At 71.8% G+C, this 26,528-nt stretch carries 24 protein-coding genes; 14 read left to right on the forward strand and 10 right to left on the reverse strand.

Annotated features, from left to right (window positions below; genetic code table 11):
* The first annotated feature begins 269 nt into the window (after nucleotides 1-269).
* The 5 genes from K4B79_RS08875 (at nucleotide 270) to K4B79_RS08895 (ending at nucleotide 8,336) form a co-directional block, all read left to right on the forward strand.
* Entirely contained in the window at nucleotides 270-686 is a 417-nt protein-coding gene (locus K4B79_RS08875; RefSeq protein ID WP_232025762.1) for a hypothetical protein, read from the forward strand.
* Nucleotides 683-4,573 (forward strand): NACHT and WD repeat domain-containing protein, encoded by a 3,891-nt coding sequence (locus K4B79_RS08880; RefSeq protein ID WP_232025763.1) that lies wholly within the window; start codon nucleotides 683-685, stop codon nucleotides 4,571-4,573. Before K4B79_RS08875 ends, K4B79_RS08880 begins: the two co-directional genes overlap by 4 nt.
* A 281-nt stretch (nucleotides 4,574-4,854) precedes the next feature.
* Nucleotides 4,855-6,909, forward strand: coding sequence for a discoidin domain-containing protein (locus tag K4B79_RS08885; RefSeq protein ID WP_232025764.1), 2,055 nt, complete (start codon nucleotides 4,855-4,857; stop codon nucleotides 6,907-6,909).
* Between the two features lie 15 nt (nucleotides 6,910-6,924).
* Complete coding sequence (locus K4B79_RS08890; RefSeq protein ID WP_232025765.1) at nucleotides 6,925-7,518, forward strand: TetR/AcrR family transcriptional regulator; 594 nt, start codon at nucleotides 6,925-6,927, stop codon at nucleotides 7,516-7,518.
* A gap of 41 nt (nucleotides 7,519-7,559) precedes the next feature.
* Nucleotides 7,560-8,336, forward strand: a complete 777-nt coding sequence (locus tag K4B79_RS08895; RefSeq protein ID WP_232025766.1) for a YqjF family protein — start codon at nucleotides 7,560-7,562, stop codon at nucleotides 8,334-8,336.
* A 28-nt stretch (nucleotides 8,337-8,364) separates the two neighbouring features.
* On the opposite strand, the gene K4B79_RS08900 is transcribed toward K4B79_RS08895, so the two are convergent.
* Nucleotides 8,365-9,270: an SDR family oxidoreductase gene (locus K4B79_RS08900; protein WP_232025767.1), complete on the reverse strand. Its 906-nt coding sequence runs from the start codon at nucleotides 9,268-9,270 to the stop codon at nucleotides 8,365-8,367.
* A gap of 227 nt (nucleotides 9,271-9,497) precedes the next feature.
* Here K4B79_RS08900 and K4B79_RS08905 point away from each other — a divergent pair, with 227 nt between their 5' ends.
* The 3 genes from K4B79_RS08905 to K4B79_RS08915 all read left to right on the forward strand — a co-directional run bounded on the left by K4B79_RS08905 (nucleotide 9,498) and on the right by K4B79_RS08915 (nucleotide 11,595).
* On the forward strand, nucleotides 9,498-9,917 hold the full coding sequence (locus K4B79_RS08905; RefSeq protein ID WP_232025768.1) for a hypothetical protein: 420 nt from the start codon (nucleotides 9,498-9,500) through the stop codon (nucleotides 9,915-9,917).
* A gap of 83 nt (nucleotides 9,918-10,000) precedes the next feature.
* Nucleotides 10,001-10,681: a DUF6766 family protein gene (locus tag K4B79_RS08910; protein ID WP_232025769.1), complete on the forward strand. Its 681-nt coding sequence runs from the start codon at nucleotides 10,001-10,003 to the stop codon at nucleotides 10,679-10,681.
* An 80-nt stretch (nucleotides 10,682-10,761) separates the two neighbouring features.
* Complete coding sequence (locus tag K4B79_RS08915) at nucleotides 10,762-11,595, forward strand: SDR family oxidoreductase (RefSeq protein WP_232025770.1); 834 nt, start codon at nucleotides 10,762-10,764, stop codon at nucleotides 11,593-11,595.
* 3 nt (nucleotides 11,596-11,598) lie between these two features.
* Here the strand turns inward: K4B79_RS08915 and K4B79_RS08920 are convergent, their stop codons facing one another.
* From K4B79_RS08920 to K4B79_RS08955, 8 genes are all read right to left on the reverse strand, one after another.
* On the reverse strand, nucleotides 11,599-13,491 hold the full coding sequence (locus tag K4B79_RS08920) for a DUF2264 domain-containing protein (protein ID WP_232025771.1): 1,893 nt from the start codon (nucleotides 13,489-13,491) through the stop codon (nucleotides 11,599-11,601).
* On the reverse strand, nucleotides 13,488-14,465 hold the full coding sequence (locus K4B79_RS08925) for a hydroxyacid dehydrogenase (RefSeq protein WP_232026231.1): 978 nt from the start codon (nucleotides 14,463-14,465) through the stop codon (nucleotides 13,488-13,490). Before K4B79_RS08925 ends, K4B79_RS08920 begins: the two co-directional genes overlap by 4 nt.
* 41 nt (nucleotides 14,466-14,506) lie before the next feature.
* Nucleotides 14,507-15,370 (reverse strand): carbohydrate ABC transporter permease, encoded by an 864-nt coding sequence (locus tag K4B79_RS08930; RefSeq protein WP_232025772.1) that lies wholly within the window; start codon nucleotides 15,368-15,370, stop codon nucleotides 14,507-14,509.
* On the reverse strand, nucleotides 15,367-16,344 hold the full coding sequence (locus K4B79_RS08935; RefSeq protein WP_232025773.1) for a carbohydrate ABC transporter permease: 978 nt from the start codon (nucleotides 16,342-16,344) through the stop codon (nucleotides 15,367-15,369). The genes K4B79_RS08930 and K4B79_RS08935 overlap by 4 nt, the downstream gene beginning before the upstream one ends.
* A gap of 26 nt (nucleotides 16,345-16,370) precedes the next feature.
* Entirely contained in the window at nucleotides 16,371-17,699 is a 1,329-nt protein-coding gene (locus K4B79_RS08940) for an ABC transporter substrate-binding protein (RefSeq protein WP_232025774.1), read from the reverse strand.
* Nucleotides 17,700-17,821: 122 nt separating this feature from the next.
* Entirely contained in the window at nucleotides 17,822-18,922 is a 1,101-nt protein-coding gene (locus tag K4B79_RS08945) for a substrate-binding domain-containing protein (protein ID WP_232025775.1), read from the reverse strand.
* 109 nt (nucleotides 18,923-19,031) lie between these two features.
* Entirely contained in the window at nucleotides 19,032-20,231 is a 1,200-nt protein-coding gene (locus K4B79_RS08950; RefSeq protein ID WP_232025776.1) for a glycoside hydrolase family 64 protein, read from the reverse strand.
* A gap of 173 nt (nucleotides 20,232-20,404) precedes the next feature.
* Nucleotides 20,405-20,806: a hypothetical protein gene (locus tag K4B79_RS08955; RefSeq protein WP_232025777.1), complete on the reverse strand. Its 402-nt coding sequence runs from the start codon at nucleotides 20,804-20,806 to the stop codon at nucleotides 20,405-20,407.
* A 176-nt stretch (nucleotides 20,807-20,982) separates the two neighbouring features.
* Here K4B79_RS08955 and K4B79_RS08960 point away from each other — a divergent pair, with 176 nt between their 5' ends.
* Both K4B79_RS08960 and K4B79_RS08965 read left to right on the forward strand, forming a co-directional pair.
* Nucleotides 20,983-21,441, forward strand: coding sequence for a DUF1579 domain-containing protein (locus tag K4B79_RS08960; RefSeq protein WP_232025778.1), 459 nt, complete (start codon nucleotides 20,983-20,985; stop codon nucleotides 21,439-21,441).
* Between the two features lies 1 nt (nucleotide 21,442).
* On the forward strand, nucleotides 21,443-21,922 hold the full coding sequence (locus tag K4B79_RS08965) for a pyridoxamine 5'-phosphate oxidase family protein (protein ID WP_232025779.1): 480 nt from the start codon (nucleotides 21,443-21,445) through the stop codon (nucleotides 21,920-21,922).
* A gap of 22 nt (nucleotides 21,923-21,944) precedes the next feature.
* Here K4B79_RS08965 and K4B79_RS08970 read toward each other — a convergent pair whose 3' ends face one another.
* Complete coding sequence (locus K4B79_RS08970; RefSeq protein WP_232025780.1) at nucleotides 21,945-22,922, reverse strand: aldo/keto reductase; 978 nt, start codon at nucleotides 22,920-22,922, stop codon at nucleotides 21,945-21,947.
* 168 nt (nucleotides 22,923-23,090) lie between these two features.
* Here K4B79_RS08970 and K4B79_RS08975 point away from each other — a divergent pair, with 168 nt between their 5' ends.
* The 4 genes from K4B79_RS08975 to lexA all read left to right on the forward strand — a co-directional run bounded on the left by K4B79_RS08975 (nucleotide 23,091) and on the right by lexA (nucleotide 26,501).
* Nucleotides 23,091-23,399: a helix-turn-helix domain-containing protein gene (locus K4B79_RS08975; protein ID WP_232026232.1), complete on the forward strand. Its 309-nt coding sequence runs from the start codon at nucleotides 23,091-23,093 to the stop codon at nucleotides 23,397-23,399.
* Nucleotides 23,396-25,048, forward strand: coding sequence for a helix-turn-helix domain-containing protein (locus K4B79_RS08980; protein ID WP_232025781.1), 1,653 nt, complete (start codon nucleotides 23,396-23,398; stop codon nucleotides 25,046-25,048). The genes K4B79_RS08975 and K4B79_RS08980 overlap by 4 nt, the downstream gene beginning before the upstream one ends.
* Before the next feature lie 50 nt (nucleotides 25,049-25,098).
* A complete protein-coding gene (locus tag K4B79_RS08985; protein WP_232025782.1) occupies nucleotides 25,099-25,674 on the forward strand; it encodes a transcriptional regulator in 576 nt (191 codons plus the stop codon).
* Between the two features lie 155 nt (nucleotides 25,675-25,829).
* Nucleotides 25,830-26,501: a transcriptional repressor LexA gene (gene lexA, locus K4B79_RS08990; RefSeq protein WP_232025783.1), complete on the forward strand. Its 672-nt coding sequence runs from the start codon at nucleotides 25,830-25,832 to the stop codon at nucleotides 26,499-26,501.
* Nucleotides 26,502-26,528 lie beyond the last annotated feature (27 nt).

Raw genomic sequence — 26,528 nt, forward strand, 5'->3', positions numbered from 1 at the left:
GGTGTTCCGGCGGGACTACGCCATCCGTCGGGCACCCGGTCCCGTGTCCGGCGCGGGGAGTTCGGCAGGTCCATCAGGTCGGTTGCGACCGTGGCGAGCGGGGCGAGCAGGGCTGTCCGACCATGGAATCCCCCCTGTGCCATGAGCCTCTAACACACCAACTCGTCCCGATCAACGGCGTGTTGAGGCGTTCTCCTGCACAATGGGCTGTTTTCCGCATTGCGCGCGGGTAGCGTGAGTACGCGGACACCGGCGTGAGGGGACGTGCCATGGATCCGATTGCGCTGGCGGCCGGAACCGCTCTGGTGGGAGCGATGGCGACCGACGCCTGGCAGAGCGCGCGCACAGGGATGATCACCCTGTGGCGCCGGGTACGGCCCGAACAGGCCGACACCGTCGAGGAGGAGCTGGCCGAGACGCGCGCGCAGGTGCTGGCCGCGCGGGCGGACGGCGAGAGCGAGACCGAGCAGACCCTGGCGGCGGACTGGCAGTTGAGGCTCCAGGCCCTGCTGCGGGCCGACCCCGCGATCGCCGCCGAGCTGCGGCACCTGCTCGACACCCGGCTCACCCCGCCGCTCACCGCCGACGAGCGGACCGCCGTGGGCTCGCTGGTGATGTGGGCGGAGGCGTCCGGCGGCGGGCGGGTGTACCAGGCGGGCCGGGACCAGCACATCACCGAGCGATGAGCACGTTCGACGATCCCGCGCACGGCGACGAACAGACCCGCTTCGAGGCCGAGGCGTCCGACGGCGCACGGATCTACCAGGCCGGACGGGACCAGTACGTCGCCGAACGCGACCTGCATCTGCACTACCGCACCGGAGTCCGCCGGGCGCGCGGCGCCCTGGGCGACATGTCCGCCGTGGAGTGCCCCTATCCGGGGCTCGCCGCGTTCGACGAGGAGCAGTCCTCCTGGTTCTTCGGCCGGGACGCGGTCACCGCCGACCTGCTGGTCCGCCTCGACGCCCGGCTCAGAGGCGGCGGTGCGCTCGCCGTGGTCGCCCCGTCCGGGGCCGGCAAGTCCTCCGTCCTGCGGGCCGGTCTGCTGCCCGCCCTGGCGCGCGGGGCGCTGCCCGCGGTGGGCTCGGGATCCTGGCCACGGGTGCTGCTGACCCCCACCGCCTACCCGGTGGCGGCGCTGTTCGCCCATCTCTCCCACGCCCTCGGCGCGGACCCTCGGCATCTGCACGCCGCCCTGCGTGTCGGCCCGCAGGCGTGTGTGGCCGCGCTGCACGCGGCGACGGAAGCCGGTCCCCCGTCGGGAAGAGATTCCGGAAAGGGAAGACCGTCCGGAAGGGGACGTCGTCTCGTGCTGGTCGTCGACCAGTTGGAGGAGATGTTCACGCTGTGCGGGGACGAGCGGGAGCGGCAGGCCTTCCTTGACGTGCTGAGCGGGCTGGCCCGCCCCCGGCCGGACGGCAGGGGGCCGGCCGCGCTGGTCGTGCTGGGCCTCAGATCGGACTTCTACTCGCCGTGCGCCGACTACCCGCAGCTCCGGTCCGCCCTCCAGGACGGGCAGTTGGTGATCGGCTCCATGACCCGGGCCGAGCTGGAGGAGGCGATCACGCTCCCGGCGAATGCCGTCGGCCTGGACGTGGAACCGGGTCTGACCGAACTGCTGCTGCGGGACCTCGGCGCACACACCGGCCACTACGAGGCGGGACGCCTCCCGCTCCTCGGGCACGCGCTGCGCGCCACCTGGCAGCAGCGGCACGGCCATGTCCTGACCGTCGAGGGCTACCGGGCGACCGGCGGCATCCGCAACGCCGTCACCACGACCGCCGACACCATCTACCGCGCGCTCCAGCCCGACGAACAGCGCATCGCACGCTCCCTGTTCCTGCGCCTGGTCAGGATCGGCGACGGCGTCGAGGACACCCGACGCCGCCTGCCGCGCGCGGAGTTGCTCACCACCGGCCCGGACCCGCGGGCCGCGGCCACGGTCATCGCGGTGTTCACACAGGGGCGGCTGCTGACGCAGCATCAGGACACCGTCGAGATCACCCACGAGGCGCTTCTCCAGGCCTGGCCCCGGCTGCGGGAGTGGATCCAGGCCGACCGGGCCGGACACCTCCTCCACCAGGACCTCGAAGAGGCCGCCGCCGCGTGGGAGCGCTCCGGCCGCGACACCGGCATGCTCTACCGCGGGCAGCGGCTGGAGACGGCCCGCGCGTGGGCCGAGCAGTCGGCGCACGAGCAACTAGGCCCGGCCGCCGCTACGTTCCTCGCCACGTCCGTCCAGCACGGCCGGCGCGGGATCCGCCTGCGCCGTACGGCTGTCGCGGCGCTGACCGCCCTGGCCGTGATCGCCTCCGCCGCGGCCGGTCTCGCACTCCAGCAGCGCTCCGAGGCACAGGCGCAGCGCGACGAGGCCGTGTTCAGCCGGATCAAGGCGGAGAGCGACGGCCTGCGGGAGAACCAGGCCTCACTGGCCGCCCAGCTGAACCTGTCGGCGCTCGCCCTGCGTCCGGACGACCCCGACCTGCGGACCCGGCTGATCGAGGACGCGAGCAGGCCCCTGTCCCGGCCGCTGACGGGCGGCGGGAGCGGGCCGTTCGGCTCCCTGGCCTTCAGCCAGGACGGGAGCCTGCTGGCGGCGGGCAGCGATCACGGGTCCGTGCAGCTGTGGCGGTTCTCGGAGTCCGGCGGGGCCGAGCCGGTCGGGCGCGTGGCGAGCGACTCGGACGAGGGGCCCGTGTACGACGTCGCGCTGCACCAGGGCAGGAAGCTGATGGCCACGGCCAACAACGACGAGCGGGTCCGGCTCTTCGACCTCGCCGATCCCGCGCGCCCCCGGCTCCTGGGCGACGTGGACGCCACCGGGGAGGACGACGCCCGAGCCGCTCTCACGGTGTCCTTCAGCCCCGACGGGAAGACCATGGCCACCGCCGCCAACGGCGAACGGGCCCAGATGTGGGACATCACCGACCCGCTCCGGCCCCGGCGGCAGGGCCTGACGCCCGCTGCCTCCGCGTTCTGGGGCATCACCACCGTCGTGTTCAGCCCGAGCGGGCGGTATCTGGCGGGTGCCGGTGACGACGGCTCGGCCCAGCTGTGGGACGTGCGCGACCCCGCGAAGCCCGTGTCCCTGGGGAGCACCGAGGGTATTCCCGAAACCGACGTCCTCGACTGGGAGGGCGGCGTCGCCTTCAGCCCGGACGAGGCCACCCTGGCCACCGGGGGCAGCGACGGCTTCGTACGGCTGTGGGACATCACCGACATACGCCGGCTGAAGCTGCTGGGCAAACCCCTGCCGCACGAGTTCTCGGCCGTCACCGACGTGGCGTTCAGCGCCGACGGCCGCACGCTCGCGAGTACGAGCGCCTTCGAGGCCGTATGCGTGTGGAACCTGGCCGATGTGACGGACGTTCCGCTGATGAAGCCGCTGCGCGGGCATCTCATCGGTGCGCGCGCCCTGGCGTTCCGGCCGTCCGACGACACGCTCGTCTCGGCGGGCGCGGATGCCGCGCCGCTGGTGTGGGATCTCCGGCGGACCGTGCTGAACCAGGACAGCGGGGTGATGCTCGCCAAGGCGTTCCGCCCCGACCGCACCATGGTCACGGTCAACGACGACGGGGCCGTCCGCCGCTGGAGCCTCCAGGACGTGGGCCGTCCCGCGCTGCTGGAGAGCGGCTGGTTCGGCCGCGCGACGAGCAGGACGACGATCGAGGAGTGGCCCGCCACCGTCACGCTGAGCCCCGACGGCGAGACCATGGCCCTGTACCGCGAGACCACAGGCATCGAGCTGTGGGACATCACCGACGTTCGCCGGCCGAGACACATCCTGGTGGTGCCGAAGACGAACCGGGAGTACTTCAGCACGCTCGCCTTCAGCCCGGACGGTCATGTCCTCGCCGCCAGCGACCAGTTCACGCCGTGGCTCTGGGACGTCACGGATCCCGCCCGCCCGAAGCCGCTCCACCGGGTTCCCCGGAGTCCCGAGGAACCCTTCCGGCTGGATGTGCTGGCCTACAGTCCCGACGGGCGACGGCTCCTGGGGCTCTACAGCGCCCCGAAGCAGGTCCACGTGTGGGACGTGACGGACCCCGCTCGCCCGCGCCTCGACGGCCGTACCGAGGAACTGCCTCTCAACGGCGTGCACGCCCTGACGATGGCCGTCAGCCCGAAGGGACATCTCCTCGCCGTCGGCAGCGACGAGGGCCGTATCCATCTATGGTCCCTCACCGGTTCCGGCCCCCCTTCCCCCAGGGGCACCGTTCTCGTCCCCACCGGAGCCACCCACTCCCTCTCCTTCAGCCCCGACGAACGCCTCCTCGTCAGCGGGCACGAGGACGGCTTTCTGCGGCTCTGGGACGTCTCGGCCGAACCCAAGGCCTTCGGGCGGCCGCTCACCGGTCACACCCGGGCCGTCGACACGGTCGCCTTCGTCCCGAACGCCCCGCTGATCGTCAGCGACGGCTTCGACGGCACCGTGCGCCTGTGGCCCACCGAGACCAGCTACGACATCGGCCTGGTCTGCGCGGCGTCCTCCGGCACGCTCACCCGGGCCGAGTGGGGGGAACACGTGTCGGGCCTGCCGTACGATCCGCCGTGCGACGGGCGGTCGGGGTGAGCGGCCGACGACGGTTCTCTTCAACTCCGCGTAGCGTGCGGCCTCTTGGGGGGTGGTCGCGCAGACAGTCCCGCGGGATGCGCTGGTTGCGGTACGGCCTGCTCGGGCCACGCGGCGTCGTACTCGGCCATCTCCCCGACGCTCCAGGTCGTTCGTCCCGGACACTTGACTCTGCTCGCATCGGTCGCGATCCTCGTCACACATCTTGCGCCGGTCATGACAATCGCCGCGACGGCGCCGTACCGCCCACGACACAGACGACAGAGACGAGGGCAGTGGCCATGACCGGACGCCCGTACCGTAGGCGCAAAGAGGTGACGGTCCTGTCGCTGCTCCTCTTCGTGCTGGCCATCGCCCTCGGCCCGACGCCCAGTTCGGCGGCCGGTACCCAGTGGTGGGTGCCGACCGCCCGGCCCGCCCCGGACTCCGGGATCGATGTCAGCGGGGAGCCGTTCACCGGGACCAACTCCGCGGGAGAAGTACGGGGGTTCGTCGACGCGCACAACCACCTGTTCTCCAACGAGGCCTTCGGCGGCCGCCTCATCTGCGGCAAGCCCTTCTCCACGGCCGGCATCGCCGACGCCCTCAAGGACTGTCCCGAGCACTACCCCGACGGCACCCTCGCGATCTTCGACTACATCACCCACGGCGGTGACGGCCGGCACGACCCGGTCGGCTGGCCGACCTTCAAGGACTGGCCCGCCTACGACTCGATGACCCACCAGGCGAACTACTACGCCTGGATCGAGCGCGCCTGGCGCGGCGGCCAGCGCGTCCTGGTCAACGACCTCGTCACCAACGGCATGATCTGCTCGGTCTACCCCTTCAAGGACCGCGGCTGCGACGAGATGACCTCGATCCGTCTCCAGGCGAAGCTCACCTACGCCCTCCAGGACCACATCGACACGATGTACGGCGGCCCCGGCAAGGGCTGGTTCCGGATCGTCCTCGACAGCGCCCAGGCCCGCGAGGTCGTCAAGCAGGGCAAGCTGGCCGTCGTCCTGGGTGTCGAGACCTCCGAGCCCTTCGGCTGCAAGCAGATCCTCGACATCCCGCAGTGCAGCCGGGCCGACATCGACAAGGGCCTCGACGAGCTCCACGACCTGGGCGTGCGCAGCATGTTCCTGTGCCACAAGTTCGACAACGCCCTGTGCGGGGTCCGCTTCGACGAGCACGGCCTCGGCACCGCCATCAACGTCGGCCAGTTCCTGTCCACCGGCACCTTCTGGAGGACCGAGAGGTGCACCGGCCCCCAGAAGGACAACCCCATCGGCCTGACCGCGTCGGACGCCGAGGAGGACCTCCCGGACGGCGTGGAGGTCCCGGCGTACGACGAGAACGCGCAGTGCAACGTGCGCGGGCTCACCGACCTCGGCGAGTACGCCGTACGCGGCATGATGCAGCGCAAGATGATGCTCGAGATCGACCACATGAGCGTCAAGGCCACCGGCCGGGTCCTCGACATGTTCGAGGCCGCCTCCTACCCGGGTGTGCTCTCCTCGCACAGCTGGATGGACCTGAACTGGACCGAGCGGGTCTACTCCCTCGGCGGCTTCGTCGCCCAGTACATGCACGGCTCCCAGGAGTTCGGCGCGGAGGCCAAGCGCACCGACGCGCTGCGCGAGAAGTACGACGTGGGCTACGGCTACGGCACCGACTTCAACGGCATCGGCGACCACCCCGCCCCGCGCGGCGCCGACACCCCGAACCCCGTGAAGTACCCCTTCGAGAGCGTCGACGGCGGCTCCGTGATCGACCGGCAGACGACCGGGCAGCGCACCTTCGACTACAACACCGACGGGGCCGCGCACGTCGGCCTGATCCCGGACTGGATCGAGGACATCCGGCTCGTCGCCGGCCAGGGTGTGGTGGACGACCTCTTCCGCGGCGCCGAGTCCTACCTCGACACCTGGGGCGCTTCCGAACAGCACCGGGCCGGAGTGAACCTGGCCGACGGCCGGACGGCGACGGCCAGTTCGTCCGAGTCGAACCCGTTCACCAGCTACCAGCCCGGACGGGCCGTGGACGGCGACGACGACACCCGCTGGGCCAGCGACTGGAGCGACGACCAGTCGTGGCAGGTCGACCTCGGCGCCACCCAGCTGGTCTCGCGCGTCACCCTCGACTGGGAACGTGCCTACGGCAAGTCGTACCGCGTGGAACTGTCCACCGACGGCGTCACCTGGCAGACCGCCTGGTCCACCACCGCCGGCGACGGCGGCCTGGACACGGCCCGCTTCACCGGCACACCCGCCCGCCACGTCCGGATCCACGGCCTCGAACGCGGCACCGACTGGGGTTACTCGCTGCGCGAAGTGGGCGTCCACAGTGGCTGAGGCGGGGGTGTACGCATGGCACGGATGCCGTCGGCCGAGCGGCGTCGGCAACTGACGGAGGCGGCGATCAGGGCGATGGCCCGGGACGGGGTGGCGAAGACCACCACCCGGTCCATCGCCGCCGAGGCCGAGGTCTCCCTCAGCGTCTTCCACTACTGCTTCGACTCCAAGCAGGCCCTGATCGAGGCGGTCATCACCACCCTCACCGACCACTCCGTGACGGTGGTGAAGGAAGCCCTGCGGCCCAGGGCCACCCTTGAGGAGACCGTCCGGGCCGGCTTCGAGGCCTACTGGAACCACGTCCGCACCCACCCCGACGAGCACATGCTCACCTATGAACTCACCCAGTACGCCCTCAGACAGCCGGGATTCGAGCACCTGGCCCGCCGCCAGTACGAGCTGTACGGCGCCGCCTACGCCGAACTCATCGACGGCCTGCGCGAGGGCATGGACCTCCAACTCCACGTCCCGGTCTCCGTGCTCGCCCGCTACCTGGCCGCCATGACCGACGGACTGACCCTCAACTACCTCGTGCTCGGCGACGCGGCCGCCTGGACCGACATCCTCGACACCGTCACCGCCCACATCGCGGGGCTGGTCCGGGCCTGAGAGGCCCGAGAGGCCCGAGGCCGACCGGTGATACTGACGAGGTGCCTCCGACTCCGTCTCCCGAGCCCCGCCTGCCCGCCCCCGTCACCGCCGACGCACCCGAAGCGATAGCGCGCCCGCTGCTCACCCAGTCCTGGCTGGACCTCACCTTCCTGCACTGGGCGGCGGACCCGGCCGACGTGGCCGGTCTGCTGCCGCCGGGCACCGTCCCCGACACCCTGGACGGGGTGACCTACGTCGGTCTGGTCGCGTTCCGGATGCACCGCGTCGGCTGGTTCCGTCTCCCCGGCGTGCCCTACCTCGGGAGCTTCCCGGAGACGAACGTCCGCCTGTACTCGGTGGACGCGCACGGACGCCGGGGCGTGGTCTTCCGCTCGCTCGACGCCTCCCGGCTGATCCCGGTCGCGGTGGGGCGGCTCGCCTTCCGGATGCCCTACCTGTGGTCCCGCATGACGATCCGCGCCGACGGCGACACGGTGACCTACACCAGTTCCCGTCGCTGGCCCGGCCCGCGCGGTGCCCACAGCCGCCTGACCGTACGGGTCGGCGAACGGATCGAGGAGGCAACGGAGTTGGAGCACTTCCTCACCGCCCGCTGGGGCATGCACAACGCCTTCCTCGGCCGGCCGGTGTTCCTGCCCAACGCCCACCCGCGCTGGCCTCTGCACCGCGCCACGCTGGTCGCGTGCGACGAGGACCTGGTGGCGGCGGCGGGGCTGCCGAAGCCGGTGGGGGAGCCGGTGAGCGTGCTGTACTCGCCGGGCGTCCCGGTCCGCTTCGGCCGCCCGGGCCGCCCGGCGGGCATCCCGACCCCATGACGGTGCCCGGCTCCTCCCGCCCCGCCGCTCAGCGCGTGTCGACGATGCCGCCGGTCACGGCGATGACCTCGCCCACCGTGTAGCTGGAGTCGGCGTCGGAGGCGAGATAGACGTACGTCGGCGCGATCTCCTCCGGCTGTGCGGCGCGTTCGATCGGCGCCTCGCTGCCGATGTGGGCCAGCCCGTCCGGCGGCATGTGCCGGTCCGCCTCGTTGAGCGGCGTCCAGGTCGGCCCCGGCGCCACCACGTTCGCGCGCACCCCGCGCTTGGCCAGGTGCACGGCGAAGGACTTGGTGAGGGTGATCAGCGCGGCCTTGGACGCCGCGTAGTCGATCATCGTCGTACTGCCCTTGAGAGCCTCCTCGGTGGCGGTGGCGATGACGGCGTCCCCGGCCTCGAAGTGGGGCAGTGCCGCCATGAGGAGATGGAAGTAGGCGTAGACGTTGGTCCTGAACGTCCGGTCGAAGTCCTCGGCGTTCAGCTGCTCCAGCTCCAGCTTGCTGTTGAGGTAGGCGGCGTTGTTGACCAGGATGTTCAGCGCGCCGAGCTCGCCCACCGTCCGCTCCACGGCCTCCCGGCAGAACGCCGGATCCATCAGGTCGCCCGGCAGGAGCAGACAGCGCCGCCCCTGCTCCCGTATCTCGCGCTCCACCTGTTCCGCGTCCGGCCGCTCCTCGGGGAGGTGGACCACGGCGACGTCGGCGCCCTCCCGCGCGTACAGAAGCGCGACGGCGCGTCCGATGCCGGAGTCGCCCCCGGTGATCAGCGCGACCTTGCCCTCCAGCTTGCCGCAGGCGCGGTACCGGCTCGCCCGATACCGCGGTGCCGTGCGCATGTCGGCCTCCAGGCCGGGCCACTGCTGCTTCTGGGAGTCGTAGGGCGGGACAGGTTCGGAGACGACCTGCGGTGCGGTGTGTTCGGGCTCGGGCTGCAAGGCTGTTCCTCTCTCCGTGCCGTGCGGGACGGGCGTTGCCGCGCGTGCCCGCCGTGTTTTCCCCCGCACCGCGTTCCCGATCCGGCGCGGGGCAACCGGACCGGTTCGCGCGCACCGGCGCGATCGGCCGGGCGGGGGAACGGCGGGAGTGGAAGCGGATCCCGTGCCGTTCCGTGCGATGTACTGCCCTGACCAGTCGAAACACGACACCTTCACGGAGGGGGCGCATGACCGGACGAGTGACCGGACGAGTGCGCGGCGCGGCCGTCGCCGTCGTCCTCGCCGCCACTGTCGGCGCGTGCGGCACGGTCTCGGAACGCCGTGACGACGTACGCGAGGCGACGAGGGCCTTCCAACAGCACCTCGCCGACGGCGCGTACGACCGCGTGTGCGCGGCCCTCGCCCCCGGAACCGTCGAGGAACTGGAGCACTCGGCCGGCAGCCCGTGCGCCGAGGCCCTCGGTGAGGAGGCCCCACCGCGCGGCGGCGCCCTGCGCGGGGTGGACGTCTACGGCAACCAGGCACGCGCGGTGCTCGCCACGGACACGCTGTTCCTCTCCCGCTTCGACAGCGGCTGGAAGATCGTGGCCGCCGGCTGCACCGAGCGCCCCGGACAGCCGTACCGGTGCCGGATCAAGGGGGGATGAGCGGTGCGGACCATGTTCACCACGGTGCTGCTGATCATCGCGGTCGGCCTCGCCTACCTCGCGGCGGTGGGACTGATGCAGCGATGAACCGACGCGCCTTCGTCCGGGAGAACGGCCTCGGGCTCTTCTTCACCGTCACCTTCCTCCTGACCCTGGTCGGCCAGGCCGTCGCGGGCCACGCCGACTTCAACAACCAGCTGATCGCCGAGCAACTGCGGCCGGTCGGACTCGCCGAGTACGTCACCACCTCGGACTTCGCGGTCGACGTGGCGGAGAACTGGCAGTCGGAGTACCTCCAGTTCTCGCTGTACATCGGTGTGACCGTCTGGCTGCTCCAGCGCGGATCCCCCGAGTCCAAGGAACTGCACAAGGGCGGCACCGAGTCCGACAAGGACCAGCGGGTCGGCGAGTACGCCGGGGAGAACTCGCCCAAGTGGGCCGCGGCCTCCGGATGGCGGCGCGCGCTGTACTCCCACTCGCTGCTGCTGGTCATGGGGACGATCTTCGTGCTGTCGTGGCTGGTCCAGTCGGTCACCGGTGTGGCCGCCTCCAACGAACAGCAGCTACGGCAGCTCCAGGCCCCGATGAGCTGGTCCCAGTACCTGGGCGCGGCCGACTTCTGGAACCGCACCCTCCAGAACTGGCAGTCCGAACTGCTGGCCGTCGCCTCGATGGCGGTGCTCTCGATCTACCTGCGACAGCGCGGCTCCCCGGAGTCGAAACCGGTCGGCGCGGCACACGACGCCACCGGGGTGGAGAGCTGACGGCGTCGTTGACCTCAAGTCCGGTCCAGGTCCTAGCGTCAGTGTCGGTTGATCATCGACTGGCGACAGGAGAAGACCCAGTGATCCTCGTGACCGGCGCCACCGGAAACATAGGAAGCGCCCTCGTCAAGGAACTCCGGACGTGGGACGCCGGACCGGTCGGGGCCCTGACCCGGCACGCCGCGGCGGCCGGCCTTCCGGCGGGCGTCGAAGCCGTCGAGGGCGACCTGACGCGACCGGACTCGTTCAAGGCCGCGCTCGAAGGGACGCGTTCGCTCTTCCTGCCGTCCCGCGTGGGACCGGACGCCCACATTCTCCGGGCCGCCGCGCGGGCGGGCGTCGAGCACGTGGTGCTGGTCTCGTCCATCACCGTCCAGAGCCACCCGCACCTGGGCCCCGCCGGCGAGAACCTGGCCGTCGAGCGCCTGCTCCGGGACAGCGGTATGGCGTGGACGATTCTGCGGCCGACACAGTTCGCCTCCAACGCCCTGTGGTGGGCGGACGCCGTACGCGGGCGCCGGCCGGTCCGCCTGGCCTACGCGGACGTCGGCCTGCCCACCGTCCACCCCGCGGACATCGCGTCGGTCGCTCGCGCCGCGCTGACCGGCACCGGCCACCGGGGGCAGACCTACGCGCTGACCGGCCCGGAGCGGATCACTCCCCGCCGGCAGCTCGCAGCCCTCGCACGGGTGGTCGGACGGGACGTGCCGCTCACCGAGATCGGCCGCGAGGAGGCCCACCACGACCTGGCCGCGTTCATGGGCGACGAGGCCGCGGCGGCGATCCTCGACATCACCGGCGGCGACCTCAACGAGGAACTGCTCGCCGTGCGCGACACCGTCACGCGGGTCACCGGTGCCCCGGCCAGGACCTTCGGGCGATGGGCCGTGGAGAACGCGGGCTCCTTCCGCTGAGACTCACTCGTGCGTCACCCGCAGCGGCTCGAACGCGATGCGCGTCCGGCCGCCGTCACCGGCCCAGGTGACCTCGACGCCGTCCGCGTCGACCGTCACACCGGAGACGGCGTCCGCCGGATCGGCGCACGCGGCCCGGGCGGACAGGGTCGCCAGGCCCACGTGCACGGTGGTGCCCCCGGCCGGGCCGCTCAGTCGCGGTACCTTGGCCCAGCGCGTGTACGCGGTGCCCTGCGGAGCGCGGACCGTCTCGGCGCTGTCCTCGTCCCAGCCGTGCAGGCCGCGCAGCGTCGAGACCAGGTCCTCCTCCGGACCCGTCGCCCAACCGGTCTGGGTGACGCGGGTGCCGGCGGGCGCGCCGATCACCCGGTGCACCCGCAGCTCGTACGGTCCGCGGGCGATGGTGACGCTCTCCACCCGCAGCCCCGGCACCATCGGCGGACCCCCGGCGAACACGGGCCGGTGCCACGAGGCGGCCCAGCCCCAGCCGTCGCCGTGCCCCGCACCGAGCGGATGGATCCGCCTGCGGACGCTGCGCCGGCCGTGCACCTCCACCCCCAGGTGGTTGTCGGCGACGTTGGCGGTCGCGGTCGGCCCGGTCCGGGTGGAGTACGCCTGCCGCCCGTAGTGCGGATCGTCGGCGTCGGGGGCCTCCGCCTCGTGCGGGCGCACATGGTCGCTGCCGTGGTTGTGCAGTCGTACGATCCCGTCGGCGCGCGTCGACTGCACCAGCAGCCCCGGGGCGGGAAGCGCGAGGACGCGGTCGGCCTCCTCCACCGGCGCGGCCTCCTCGCGGGCCGTCCACAGCGGGTGGTCGGCGGGGGCGAGGAGCGACACGAACGCCTTGGACGCCCAGTAGGGGGACGCCGGACCCGAGTACGACTGGAGGGTGGCCTCGTGCGGGCCGTACCAGCCCAGGCCCAGCAGCCCGTCCTCGGTGAGCGCGCCGCGGTCGAGGAAGTGGCGCAGGCTGCCGCTCGCGAGCCGCCGGGAGGCGCCCGGGGCCAGCGGTGTGTCGCCGGTCAGGGCGCCCAGGCCGACGGCGGCGGAGGCGGCGAAGCGGTACGTCAGGGAGCGGCCGAAGTGCAGCGGAGCCCCGTCCGCGCCGAAAGTCGCGGCGAAACCCTCCAGGTGGGCGCGCAGGCGCGGGCCGTAGCGGGCGGCGAGCTCGGTGTCGCCGGCCAGGTGGGCGTCGAGCACCGGGTACAGGTGCAGCGCCCAGCCGTTGTAGTGGTCGAAGGCGCGCCCGTCGCCGTCGGCGTACCAGCCCTCGCCCCGGTACCAGGTCTCCATCAGCTCCAGCGCGCGCTCGCGTGCCGCCGCCGTCTCGGCGTCCCCGCGGCCCACGGACTCCAGGAACCCGGCCACGGTGAAGGGGAAGAGGTACCAGTTGTTCGGCGCGGGCGTGTGCCGCAGCGCCCCGCGCAGCCACTCCTCGGCCCGGTCGCGTACGGCGTCGTCGAGGTGCTTCCACAGCCAGGGCGCCGTCAGCCGCAGCCCGAGCGCGACGGACGCCGACTCGACCATGGGCTGGCCCTGGACGTGGTGGTCGAGGATCAGGGGCCAGGACTCGGTGTCGTCCCGGCCCGGCGTACGGGTGCCCGAGGCGAGGCCCTGGGCGTACCGGTCGAGCCAGCCGTGCGGATCGTCGCCGCCGGACCCCGCCACCCGGAAGGCGGCGGCGAGGAACGTCCGGGAGTAGCCCTCCAGCCCGTCCGAGCGCACCCCGGACCCCGAGGGCCGTCCGGGCAGGTCGAGCAGGGCGCACCCGGGCGTGCCCCAATGCCACGCCGCCGTCAGGAGCCCGTCCGCCACCGCCTCCCAGTGGGCTCGGGTGTACCCGGTGTGCGGGCTGGACTCGCGGTCCTCCGCGGGGAGTTCGAAGGGGATGCTCATGCGAGGAAGGCCAGCCTTTCGCGTCGTACGGGATGCAGGAACCCGGCACCGGAGGCCCAGCGTGCCGTCTCGGCCACGGCGTGGTCGGCCAGGCGGCGCCACTCGTTGCCCTCGGATCCGGCGAGGTGCGGGGTGATGAGCGCGTTCTCGCACCGCCACAACGGGTGCTCCGGCGGCAGGATCTCGGGATCGGTGACATCCAGGACGGCCCGGATCCGCCCCGCCAGCAGGGCGTCGGTGAGCGCCTCCTGGTCGACGACCGCCCCGCGCGAGGTGTTGATCAGTACGGCGTCGGCCGGCATGGAGTCGATCAGGGCACGGCCGACCAGTCCGCGGGTCGCGGGCAGCAGCGGGGTGTGCACGCTGAGGATGTCGCAGCGGGCGAACAGCTCCGCCAACTCCACGCGCGTAACGCCCAGTTCGGCGGCGTCGGTGTCCGTGATGTACGGGTCGTGCAGCAGGACGTCGACGTCGTGCGGGCGCAGCAGCTCCACGACCCGGCGGCCGACGAGCGACGCCGACAGGATGCCGATCGTACGGCGGTAGTTGCCGACGGTCCGGGGTGTGTCGAGCCAGGTGCGCCGCTGGGATGCGCGGTACTCGCGGGCCCGCTCCAGGACGTGCTTGCCGGAGAGCAGGATCATGGCGAGGGTGTACTCGGCCACCGGTACGGCGTTGGCCGCGGCGGCCGAGGAGACCTCGATGCCGCGCTCCCAGCACGCGTCGGTGACATGACCGCGCACACTGCCCGCCGTGTGCACGACGGCCCGCAGCCGGGGTGCGGCCTCCAACACCCGCGCGTCCAGTGGCGGGCAGCCCCAGCCGGTGATCAACACATCCACGTCGGCGAGGACTTCGCGGGCCCGCGGTGTCGACAAGTCGTCCAGCCCGGGGAGGGGAGCCAGGTCGCAGAGCGCGCCCAGCGCCTCCAGCGACTCGGGGTCGAGGACGGCCGCCGCGGCCTCCTGGGACATGGCCAGCGCGGCCCGGGGACGGAACCCGGGGCCCGGTACGGTCACTTGACGGCTCCCGCGGTCAGGCCGCCCCGCCAGAAGCGCTGGAGCAGGACGAAGGCCAGGATCAGCGGCAGCACGGCGAGCAGCGAACCGGTGATCACCACGGAGTAGTACTCGGGGGAGACGGACGCGGAGCTGTTCCACTGGTACAGGCCCAGGCTGACCGGATACAGGTCCTGGTTGGACAGCATCACCATCGGCAGGAAGAAGTTGTTCCAGATCGCGGTGAGCTGAAACAGGAAGACGGTCACCAGACCGGGTCCGAGCATCCGCAGCGCCACCCTGAAGTAGGCGACCAGTTCTCCCGCGCCGTCCATGCGCGCCGCCTCCAGCACCTCGTCGGGGACGTATCCCTGGCTGAAGATCCGGCCGAGGTAGACCCCGAACGGGTTGAACAGGACGGGGATGAACACCGCCCAGAAGGTGTTGACCACGCCGACTTCGGAGGCCATCAGGTACAGCGGCAGCGCCAGGACGGTCTGCGGCACCATCACCGCCGCCAGGACCAGGCCGAACAGCTTCTCCTTGTGCCGGAAGCGGTACTTGTCGAAGGCGTACCCGCAGGCGACGCTGATCAGCGCGCCGAGCGCGGCGCCGAGGACCGCGTACAGCAGGCTGTTGACGTACCAGCGGCTGTACAGCCCGCCGTCCATCGCGAACAGATCGCGCACGTTCTGTGCGAGCGAGAAGTCGCCCAGCGACAGCAGATCGCTGCTGAACAGCGCGTCCCGGTCCTTGGAGGCGGCGAGCACCAGCCACAGGCCGGGCAGCACGGTGTAGAGCACGGAGATGGCGACGACCACGTTGACGGTGGCGCGGCCCAGCAGCCGGGGGCGCAGCAGGGTGCTGTCATGGGCGCTCATCGGGCCTCCTGGGCGTCGGCGCGGCTGGTCCAGCGGGTGACGCCGTAGGACAGGGCTATCGTGCACAGCAGCAGGACGACCGAGGCGGCCGCCGCCAGGCTGTAGTTGTTGCGGGTGAACGCCGCGTCGTAGATGTACATGCTCGGCGAGAACCGCGAACTGATCATCGGCGAGGAGAGGTTGAGCAGCATCGGCTCGGTGAACAGCTGGAGCGCCCAGATCAGCGTGAAGATCGCGACCATCACGATCGAGGCACGCACCAGCGGTGTCTTGACCTGGAGCGCGGTGCGCACCGGCCCGGCGCCGTCGACGACCGAGGCCTCGATCACCTCGCGGGGCACGGCCTGGAGAGCGGCGTAGAAGACCACCATGTTGTAGCCGAGGTTGCTCCACAGGGCGATGTTCACGATGGACGGGACGACGGTGTGCACGCCCAGGAAGTCGATGGTGATGTCGGCCTTGGCGAACAGGTCGATGATCGGGCTGATGCCGGGCGTGTACAGGTACAGCCAGATCAGCGCGGCGATGATCCCGGGCACCGCGTGCGGCAGGAACAGCCCCAACTGCGCCCAGGCGCGCAGTCGTACGACACCGGAGTCCAGCAGCAGCGCCAGGACGAGCGCCCCGCCGACCATGAGCGGGAGGTAGATCAGGCAGTACAGGGTGACGGTGCCGAGGCCGCCGAGGAAGGTCGGGTCGGTCAGGACGGCCGCGTAGCTGCGCAGGCCCACGAAGACGGTGCGCTCGGGGCCGAAGCCGAGACCGGGCTGGTCGTCGCTGAAGAAGCTGAGGTAGACGGCCGTGCCGACGGGGATCAGGAAGACGGTGACCAGCAGGGCGAAGAAGGGCGTCATCAGCACACCGCAGGCGGCGAGCCGACGGCGCCGGGCGGCCTTGCGGGCGCGCAGCCCGGCGACGGGCGCGGTGGGCGGCGCGGCCGTGGCCGGCGCGGGCTGCTGGGTGGTCGCGGTCATGGGGTGTCACCTGCCTTTCGGGCGGCTCAGGTGGTGTGCTGGGTGGTGGACAGGCCGAGCGCCCTGAGGTCGGGCATGGTCCCTTCCTGGGCGGTGCGCAGGGACTCGACGAGCGAGCCCCGGCCGGCCCCGGCGCGGGCGAAGGCGTCCTGCATGACCTTCTGCGTGGCGGTCATCCGCGGGCCCCACACCCAGCCGTCGCGGATCTTGGCGGCCTCCTGCTCGAACAGCTCGTAGATGTCCTGACCGCCGTAGTACGACCGGTCGAAGGCCGCGCGTCCGACGGCGATCAGGGCCGCGACCGCCGGGTACTGGCTGCTGGTGCCGCTGGAGAGCCGGGCGCGCAGGGCGTCCGGGTGGGACACCTGCCACTCGATGAACTCCATCGCGGCCTCGGGGTGCCGGCAGTCCTTGGTGACGGCGAACGTGGAGCCGCCGTGCGTGCCGACGGCCGGCCGGGCGGTGTCCCACTGCGGCAGCGGCGCGATCCGCCACTGGCCCTTCTGACCGGGCCGCGCGTTCATCTGCGCGCCCGCGTCCCAGGCGCCGCTGAGACGGGTCAGCACCAGCCCGTTGCCGATCTGCGCGTCGGCCTGTCTGCTCTCCACGGCGTTCATGAAGATGTCGTCCTGGTCGATGAGCCCCTGCCAGTAGGCGGCCACCCGGCGGCTGGGCGCGTCGGCGAGCGACACGTTCCAGGCCCCCTCGCTCGTGTCGAACCACTGGGCGCCCGCCTGCCAGGCGTAGGCGGCGAACTGGGTCATGCCGTCCGTGGGGAAGAGCACCAGACGCCGGTCGGACACCTTGCGGCGCACGGTGCGGGCCAGCTCGGCGAACTCGTCCCAGGTACGCGGTACTTGGAGGCCGTACCGGTCGAACAGATCGGTGCGGTAGTGCATCACCATCGGTTCGACGTCCAGCGGGACGCTGAAGGTCTTCCCCTGGAAGGTGGTCAGTCCGAGCGCCTGCGGCAGCAGCTTGGCGCGCAGGGTGTCGCTGACGAGGTCCGTGATGTCACGGGCGACGCCGTCGATGGCGAAGCCGGGGACCTGCGGGTACTCGATGGTGGCGACGTCGGGGGAGTTGCCGGCCCGCGCCGCGTTGCTGAGTTTGGCGTAGCCGCCCTGCCCTCCGGAGGGGATCTGCTGGAAGTCGACCTGGATGCGGTCGTGGGTCTTGTTGAAGGCGTCGACCACCTCCTGGCTGCCGCGCAGCGCGGACCAGAACGTGATCACCGTCTTGCCGGTGCTGCTCACTCGGGCTTCCGACGATCCGCTGCAGGCGCTCACGGCTCCTGTCAGCGGCACGGCGGCCGTCGCGGCGAGCATCGACCGACGGCTGGGTCGACCGGGCATGGCGCCTCCCGCGGCTCCTCGTGTCGTTTGGGGGACACGACTGTTCGGGACACGGGAATCCTCAACGCGGTGACCGCAAACGGTCAAGAGAGCGATCAGAAGAAAATAAAGCGGTCAAACGCTCATACGGTGTGCGGGTCCACCGTCCGGGTCGATCCGCGCACGGTCAACGCCGGCAACAGCTCGACGCGCCGCACCGACCCCTCCCGGGCCCCTGCCAGACGCTGGAGCAGCACCTGCGCCGCGACCCGCCCGACCTCCGCCTTCGGCGGGGTCACCGCGGTCAGCGGGATCGCGCCCAGCCCGGCCACCACGTCGTCGTAGGCCACCATCGAGCAGTCCTCGGGCACGCGTACGTCGTGTTCCGCCAGCTGCTGGACGGCCATCAGCGCGTCCACGTCGCCGTGCACGACGGCCGCCGTCGCGCCGAGCTTGCGCAGCAACGCGGGTACGTCCGCCGTCTCCTGGTCCGTGTACGGCCCGGCGTGACCGGCCGCCGGGGAGCTCAACGCCCACGCCCACTCCTCGACCAGCGGATGGGCCGCGGCGATCTCGGTGAAGGCGGCCCGCAGGGTCCGCGCGGTGGGGCTGTCGTCCCGGGTCGCGAACACGATCCGCCGGTGACCGAGCCCCACCAGGTGCTCCACGGCCAGATGGGCGCCGTACCAGTGGTCCGAGCACACCGAGTCCAGGGCGTGCAGCGCGCTGCCGGGCCGCGGCCGGCGCTCCATCAGCACCGCCGGCACCTCCAGCGCGGCGAGCCAGCCGTAGTCGGCCTGCTCCACGGCGGGAGTGCGCCACCGGGGCGCCAACAGCAGGCCGCGCGCGCCGTCGGCGAGCGCCCGCTCCACGAGCGGGCGCTCCGCCCCGGCCACCTGGGGCGCGATGTGCAGCGCGATGCGGACGCCCGCCTCCTCCAGCACCGTCCGCGCTCCGTGCAGCGCCTCGTACAGATACGAGTGGCGCTCCGGGACCACCAGGGCGACCCGGTCCCCCTCCGGCTGTGCGGCACCGCTGCTGGGCAGCTCCTGTGCGGACGTCGTCGTGTGCACGACCCCGTGGCCGCGGCGGAGCCGGCCCTCGCGGGTCAGCTCCTCCACGTCCCGGCGCAGCGTCACCACCGACACCTGGAGCTCGGCGGCGAGATCCCGCACCCGCGCCTTCCCGCGCGCCTCCACCGCGGCCAGGATCCGCTGCCGCCTGAGATCGACCGGCTCCCGCACGAGGCCTCCCGAGCGCGTCCATGTTCGTTTGATCGGATGCGCGCCATCATAACGATCGTCTCGGGTGGCGGTCCCTGTCGTGCGGGAGGAAACGGACTGGAGAGGGGTGTCAGCTGAGCGGGTCCAGCGTGAGGTACGCCTGCCGCGGGCCGCCGTCGTGGACGAGCGACTCGTGGTGGCCGACGTCGTCGAAGGCGAACGCGTACGCCTTGCCGTCCGCCATCTGCGCGTGGATGAGCCGCGCGTAGTGGTTGGTCGCCGGGTCCTGGTAGAAGTTCGCCGCCGAGGTGTCGGGCTGCTGCGGATTGACCAGCAGCGTGGAGCGGTTGAACCCGGCGCACAGTGTGCGCGAGATCGGCCCGCGCACCGCGTCGTTCGGGGCGTCCAGGAGCTTGTGGCAGCCGAAGACGCTGTCCGCGTCGGGTTTCTGGAAGCTGGTGACGACCGCGCCGGAGCCGTTGGTGAAGTTCATGACGCCGCCCGAGACACGGCCGTAGTACCTGGTCCCCGGCTGGTCGGCGAACGGGGTCACCGTCAGCGTCTGGGTGGCGTACTTCTGCCAGACCCGGTCGATGTAGCCGCTCATCACCGACGCCGGAAGCACCCCGCTCCCCACCCCGTGACCGGGGGAGAGCGCCCGCAGGACGGTCCCGTCGGAGCGGGTCCGCACCAGGCCGGCCCATCCGCCGGACTGTGCCCTGAGGCCGTTCAGCACCGCGTTGTAGCCACCCGCCTTGAGATGGCCGGTGTTCACCGTGCTGCCGTCGGCGCGCTGGACGCCGACCGCGTAGGGGGCGGAGAACATGTCGACCTGGGTGCTGTTGAGCCACAGGCCCGAGTCGTTGAGCGTGTACTCGGACCAGTTGAACAGGATGTCGTGGTTGGGGTCGCCCGGATTCTGCACGGCCGGCTGCACCAGCCCGCCGGTGGCCAGCTGGAAGACGAGCTTGCGGCCGTAGGAGAAGTAGATCCGGCCGGAGAACTTGGGGATCCGGATCGTCTTCGCCTGCCCCGCGGCCGGCCCGGGGATGGACGCGTCGGGCGCCGGGACGGGTGGGGCGCCGCCGGCGGGCCAGGCGTGGAACGTGCCGTTGGCGTCGGCCCAGCCCTGCCGGCCGCTCGCCAGGTCCGTGCCGATCGTGTAGACGTACACCGGCTCACCGCGGCCGGAGTTGTTGGTCACCTTCAGTGGAATCGTGTCCGGCACCGCGGCCCGGGCGGGCTCCGGCACCGCGAACGTGAGCAGCGATCCCAGCAGCGCGGCCGCCGTGGCCAGGGACGAGAGCCGGGGTTTGAGTCCTGTGCGCACTCTCCACCTCCGTGGGGGTTCCCGGTACGAGGCTTGGTTCGTACCTTTTTGAGAGCGCTCTCAGCGTCGCGTTGCGATGCGTACATGTCAATGTGTGCGGCAGGGCGGGAACGCCAAAGGGAACCGCCCCCTCAGGGCGGTTCCCCGGATCACACGCGCGCGGTGAGCGACGCTCAGCAGCGCCGCAGCCCGTACTTGCTCGGGTCGGCGTCGAACGAGCTGTGGGTGAACACCCAGTCGGCCGGCACGTACCCCTCCGTGCCGTCGACGCTCCAGTCGGGGACCGTGCGGTACCAGGTGGTGTTGTTGCCGCCGTGCAGACCACCCGTCGACCAGCAGGTGAAGTAGCTGAAGGTCGTCTTCAGCAGACCGTTGAACTCGCTCTCGTGCCAGGGCACATACCGGGTCGGCGCATCCCCGCGGTTGCCACACCACAGTCGGCCGTCGGTCCGGACGCCGCACTCCGCCGCCGCTCCCGCGGGTGCCGCCTGTGCGGAGGGGGCGGCCAGGGTTCCGGCCAGCATGGTGGCCAGCGCGGTGGAAAACATGACTGCCTTGACGCGTCTCCCGAACATGGTTCTCCTTCTGTGAGCCGGCATACGAAGTCTGTCCCTGCCGCCGCACGCTAGAAGCCCGGGCCCCGCTGCGGTTCCTGACACATGTCAGGGTGCGCCGCGCCGATGAGTTTCCCGCGCGGACACCGTCTCCTCTTCTGCGGGGGCCGATCCACGACGAGCTGGAGGTGTGCGCGGTGAGCGGAGCGGTACGGCAGGAAGCGCTGGAGCGGTTGGACGTGCTGGTCGGAGAGTGGGTGGTGGAGGCCGGATTCCCCGGGCAGCCGGCGGTCGAGGCACGCAGTGTGTTCGACTGGACCCTGGACGGACGCTTCCTGGTCCAGCGCACCGAGGTGCCCCTCCCCGAGGCCCCGGACAGCATGGCGATCATCGCGACCGACCCGGAGACGGGCGCGTACACACAGCACTACTTCGACACGCGCGGTGTGGCACGGTTGTACTCGATGACCTTCGCCGACGGGGTGTGGCGGCTGCTGCGCGAGACACCGGACTTCTCGCCCCTGTCGTTCCGGCAGCGCTTCACCGGCCGGCTCGGTGCCGACGGCGACACCATCGAGGGCGCCTGGGAGCTGTCGAAGGACAGCTCGGCCGACTGGGAGCACGACTTCGCCCTCACCTATCGCAGGAGCGGCTGAGATGGGTGCCGCCGGAACACCCCGAGCGCCCGCCGAGACCGTGCGCGGCGTCATCGGCACGAGCCTGTACATGGTGCTCGCCACCGCCGACGAGTCCGGCCGGCCATGGAGTTCACCGGTCTACTTCGCCCACCTCGACTGCCGGGAGTTCTTCTGGGTCTCCTCGCCGGAGGCCGCCCACTCCCGCAACATCCTGGTCCGCCCCGAGGTGGGCATCGCGGTCTTCGACTCGTCGGCGCCGATCGGCACCGGCCAGGGCGTCTACATGTCCGCCGTGGCCGCACCGGTGGACCGCGCGGACCTGGAGCGCGCGATCGAGGTGTTCTCCAGGCGTTCGATGCTGCACGGCGGGCACGCGTGGACGGCCGATGACGTCGACGCGGCCTCGGGCACGGCGCTGTACCGCGCGGTCCCCGACGCCCACTGGATCCTGGCCAAGGACGGCCGCCCGGACCACCGGGTGCGGGTCGACCTCACATGACGTGCGCGACGGCCGGCCCTGTCTACGACACGGCACGTGGATCGAGCAGCCCGGCATCGACCAGGTCGGCCCACAGGCCGTCGGGTGTCCCGGCCTGGAACGCCTCGGAGTTGAGGCGCACCTCCTCGGCGGTGCGCATGCCGATCACGATGCCCGCGACCGCCTGGTGCAGCAGCGGGAAGGCCATCGCTGCCTGAGGCAGGGTCACACCGTGCGCCTCGCAGACGTCGGCCACGGCGTGGGCGCGGCTGAGGATGTCCGACGAGGCGGGGCCGTAGTCGAAGGTGGCGTCGGCGGCGGGCCGCGGTGTGGCGAGGAGCCCCGAGTTGAAGACGGAGGCGGCCAGGACGGACACCCCGCGTTCGACGCAGGCGGGCAACAGGTCGTCGAGGGCGCTGTGGTCCAGCAGCGTGTAGCGGCCGGACAGCATCACCACGTCGGCATCGGTCTCCCGTACCAGCGTGGTCAGCCGGACGGGGTCGTACATGCCCGCCCCGACGGCGCCGACCACACCCTGGGCGCGCAGCTCGGCCAGGGCGGGGAATCCGCTGCGCAGGGCGGCCTCGAAATGTTCCTCCGCGTCGTGCAGGAACAGCACGTCGATCCGGTCGACGCCCGTCCGGGCCAGCGAGTCCTCGACGCTGCGCAGTACGCCGTCCCGCGAGAAGTCCCACACCCGGCGGTGCGTCGCGGGCACATGGAAGGCCTCGTCCCTGCGCCCTTGCGGGTCCTGCGGGACGAGGAGCCTGCCGACCTTCGTCGAGAGGGTGAACTCCCGTCGTGGCGCCGTGCGCAGGAATTCTCCGATCCGGCGTTCGGAGTGGCCGATGCCGTAGTGCGGGGAGGTGTCGAAATAGCGGATGCCGCACTCCCAGGCGGCTGCCAGGGCCGCCGCCGCGGTCTCGTCGTCGAGCGGTGCGTACAGCCCGCCCAGTGGCCCGCCGCCGAAACCCAGCTCCGTGATCTCCACGTCGCTGCGCCCGAGTCGCTTCGTCCGCATCCGGTGGGTCCTCCTCGCTTCGTGTCCCTGCCTCGGCGGACGACAGTCTCGCTCCGCAGGCGCGGGAGCTCCATCGATTTTCGCGCGGATCATCATGTTTCCTTCGATCGGACTATTCGTTCCTCGCATATTCTGTGAGCTTTGAGTGGTAGATTCGTCGCTGTGCGAATGTCTCTGGAGGAGCGGGTGCGATCGGCGGTGGCGGCGTTGCTGTATGCGGCGGGTGAGTCGCAGACGGACCTCGCGACCGCCCTGGGGGTCAGTCAGGCGCAGGTGAGCCGTCGTCAGTCCGGCAGCGCGGCCTGGAGTCTGGCCGACTGCGACGCCGTGGCCACGCACTACGGCATCGACGTGCTCGACCTGCTGGCCGGACCGACCCGGGCCTCGGAGTCCCTGCCCGTCGACCGCCGCCGGGCCGCCGGTCGTCCCGGGGCCGGTCGCCCGGGGGCCGCCCAGGAAGAGGGGGTGTCCCGGTGACGGGCTTCGAGGCGATCGACGCGCTGCTCGCCGCCGCGAAGGAGGAGGTCCCGCTGCCCTCCGTGGAGGAACGGCGTGCCCTGCGCGAGCAGTTGAACCTCTCGCGCGCTCAGGTCGCCCAGGTCCTCGGGGTCAGCCCGTCGACGGTCGGCGGCTGGGAGAGCGGGCGCGATCCGGGCGGCGAGGTGCGCGAGAAGTACGCGTACTTCCTCGAAGGGGCCCGCACCAAGCTGGCGGAGAGGGCGGGCGAGCCGGTCGAGGCCGTCACCGACGCCACCCCCGACGGCGCCGTGGAGGAGGGCGCGGACGTCTCGGCGGCCGACAGCGGGGCGGAGGACGTCGAGTCCCTCCCCGCGCCCCGGCCGTGCGTCCTGTGCGGCGGCCCGGCCCGCCACCAGGTGGCCGGCTTCCCCCAGCACCTGGACCCCACCGACTGCGGCACGGCGCCGGCCGCGCGGCCCTCACACGCGGCCGAACCGCGGCAAGCGGCCGCGGACCCGGCAGCACCGGGACACCCGGCCGGAGGCGCGGCGGTCCCGGAGCCGCCGGTCGCGCGGGGGGTGGCACCGGGACAGCCCGGGAAGCCGGCCGCGCAGACGGAGGAGACCCGGCGCCCCACCCGCGGGGACCGGCCCCGGCGCCTCGCGCAGCAGGTTCCCGTCCGTCCCGTCGGCCGCCGTGTGCAGACCGCCGTCTCCGGGTCCCCCGACCTGATCGGCCAGGCCGTCGCGGCCGCGCTCGCCCGGCACGACGGCGATGTCGACGCCGCCACCGCGGCGCTGGTCAAGCGCGCGATCCCGGACGCGATGGCGTTGCTCGACGAGACCCGCAAGGGCGGTCGCTACGACATCGTCGCGCACCCCTGGATCCCGGACGTGCTGCGCAAGCAGTCCGCGCGCGGCGCCGACCAGATCTGGGAGGCCCGCCCCAAGTGGTTCCGCGCGCACCTCCCGCCCGGCGTCCACGAGGTGACGGCCCTGGACATCAACGGCGCCTACCTCAGCGCCCTGAAGACCCACCTCCCGATCGGCCGGCTGGAGCATTCCACGGGCTTCGGCCACGACCGCCGCCGCGCCGGCGTCCACCTGATCACCCCACCGGTCTGGGAGCACGAGGACGTCCTGCCCAACCCGATCGGCAACCGCGACGAGCCCGGCCCGCTCTGGGTGACCGAGCCGACGCTGCGCCTCCTGCTGCGCCTGTCCGGGCCGACGTACGGACTGTGCGACCCGCCGGAGATCCACGAGTCGTTCACCTCCGGCGCGACGGAAGGCCTCCTGGAGAAGTTCCGGGTCGCGCTGAAGGACGCCCGGGACGGGGCGATCGCCGCGGGCGACGAGGTGACGCTCGAATACGTGAAGGCGATGTACTCGAAGTTCGTCTCCACGATGGGGGAGTCGAACTACAACCGGGAGCTGTACCGCCCGGACTGGATGCACCTGATCCGCTCCCAGGCCTTCGCCAACCTCTGGATGAAGGCCTACAAGGCGCACGCCGAGGGTCTCACCGTCGTCCGTGCGATGGGCACCGACGAACTGCACGTCAGCGGCGACTGGCGGACGGTGTTCCCGGAAGGCCGAGGCGTGTCCGAGGTGAAGGTCAAGGACGTGTATACGGTGGGCTCCGGTGCCGAGTCCGACGGCCCGTAGGCTTCCAGGAATTCCGTCAGGAATTCCGTTCGGCGAGATGAGGAGACGAGGTGCCGGAGCGTCATATCGAGTTCGGGAAATTCGGGGCGCGAGGTGTCAGGGGCCATGAGGCCGTGGCCCGGCAGCTGGACGCGCTCGCCGGTTTCGTCACGACCCCGGTCACCGCGCGCCGCGGTCTGGTGGCGCGCCTGCACTACCTCACCCGTACGCCGCACGCCCGCCGGGCGGCCCGCGAGGCGGGGCTGACGGTCACCGACCGCACGCTCAGGGCGTGGCTGGAGGGGACCCGCAGTCCCTCCAGGCGCAACCTGGAGAGGATCGAGACCGCCTACCGCACGGTGCGCCGCCACAACGTGGCCCGCTATCTGCTCGCCCGTCTCAACCGGGAGGGCCGCGGCACCCGGGTGGAGTTCCACCCGGTCAACCAGTCCCAGGTCGATCGCCCGCACCAGCGGGTGGTGGAGTACCGCACGCTCAACGTGCGCCGCTGGGACGGGATCGTCGAGGCCTGGGCCGCGGACGACCAGGACGCGCTGGACGAGGCCTGGGTCACGCACGCCGTGGTGGATCTCGGCTCCCAGTGGGGCCAGTACGAGTACGTCACGAACATCGGCTTCGCGGCCTGACACCACCGGCGGGGCCGCCGGCCGGCCGCCACGACGAGGGGCCCGCACCCGTGAGGTGCGGGCCCCTCACCCGTAGAAAGTCGAAAGGGTGTTTCATTCGCGGAGGAGGGCAGGTTAGGGTCACGCTGTAGGAGATCTTGTGTGGAGGTGCCCCCATGGAGAACAGCGTGCCGGCCCGGCCAGGACGTCCACCGGGCACCGGGGCCGTGGAAGGGGCACTGACGGCCCGCCAGGAGGACATCGTCCTGTTCATCAGGGACGCCGTCCGGCGCCAGGGCTATCCGCCGTCGATGCGCGAGATCGGCCAGGCCGTGAACCTCGCGAGCACCTCCTCGGTCGCTCATCAGCTGATGACGCTGGAGCGCAAGGGCGTGCTGTACCGCGACCCGCACCGGCCGCGCGCCTATCGCGTCCGTGACTCCTGGGCCCCCGATCTGGAGGACCGGGCCGCGCACCCGGTCGACGTGCCGCTGGTCGGACGGATCGCGGCCGGTGCGCCGCTGCTCGCCGAGGAGATGGTCGAGGACGTCTACACGCTGCCGCGCCAACTCGTCGGCGAGGGCGAGATGTTCGCCCTGACGGTGTCCGGTGACAGCATGATCGACGCGGCGATCTGCGACGGCGACATCGTCATCGTGCGCCGCCAGGACAGCGCCGACCACGGCGACATCGTCGCCGCCCTCCTCGACGACGAGGCCACGGTCAAGCAACTGCACCGCAAGGACGGCCAGGTCTGGCTCATGCCCCGCAACCCCGCCTACGAGCCGATCCCCGGCGACCAGGTCCAGGTGCTGGGGAAGGTCGCGAGCGTCCTGCGCCGCCTCTGAGCGCCGCCGGCACACGATCCGTACCGC

The sequence above is a fragment of the Streptomyces lincolnensis genome (assembly GCF_021173675.1).
Lineage (GTDB): Bacteria > Actinomycetota > Actinomycetes > Streptomycetales > Streptomycetaceae > Streptomyces > Streptomyces lincolnensis_B.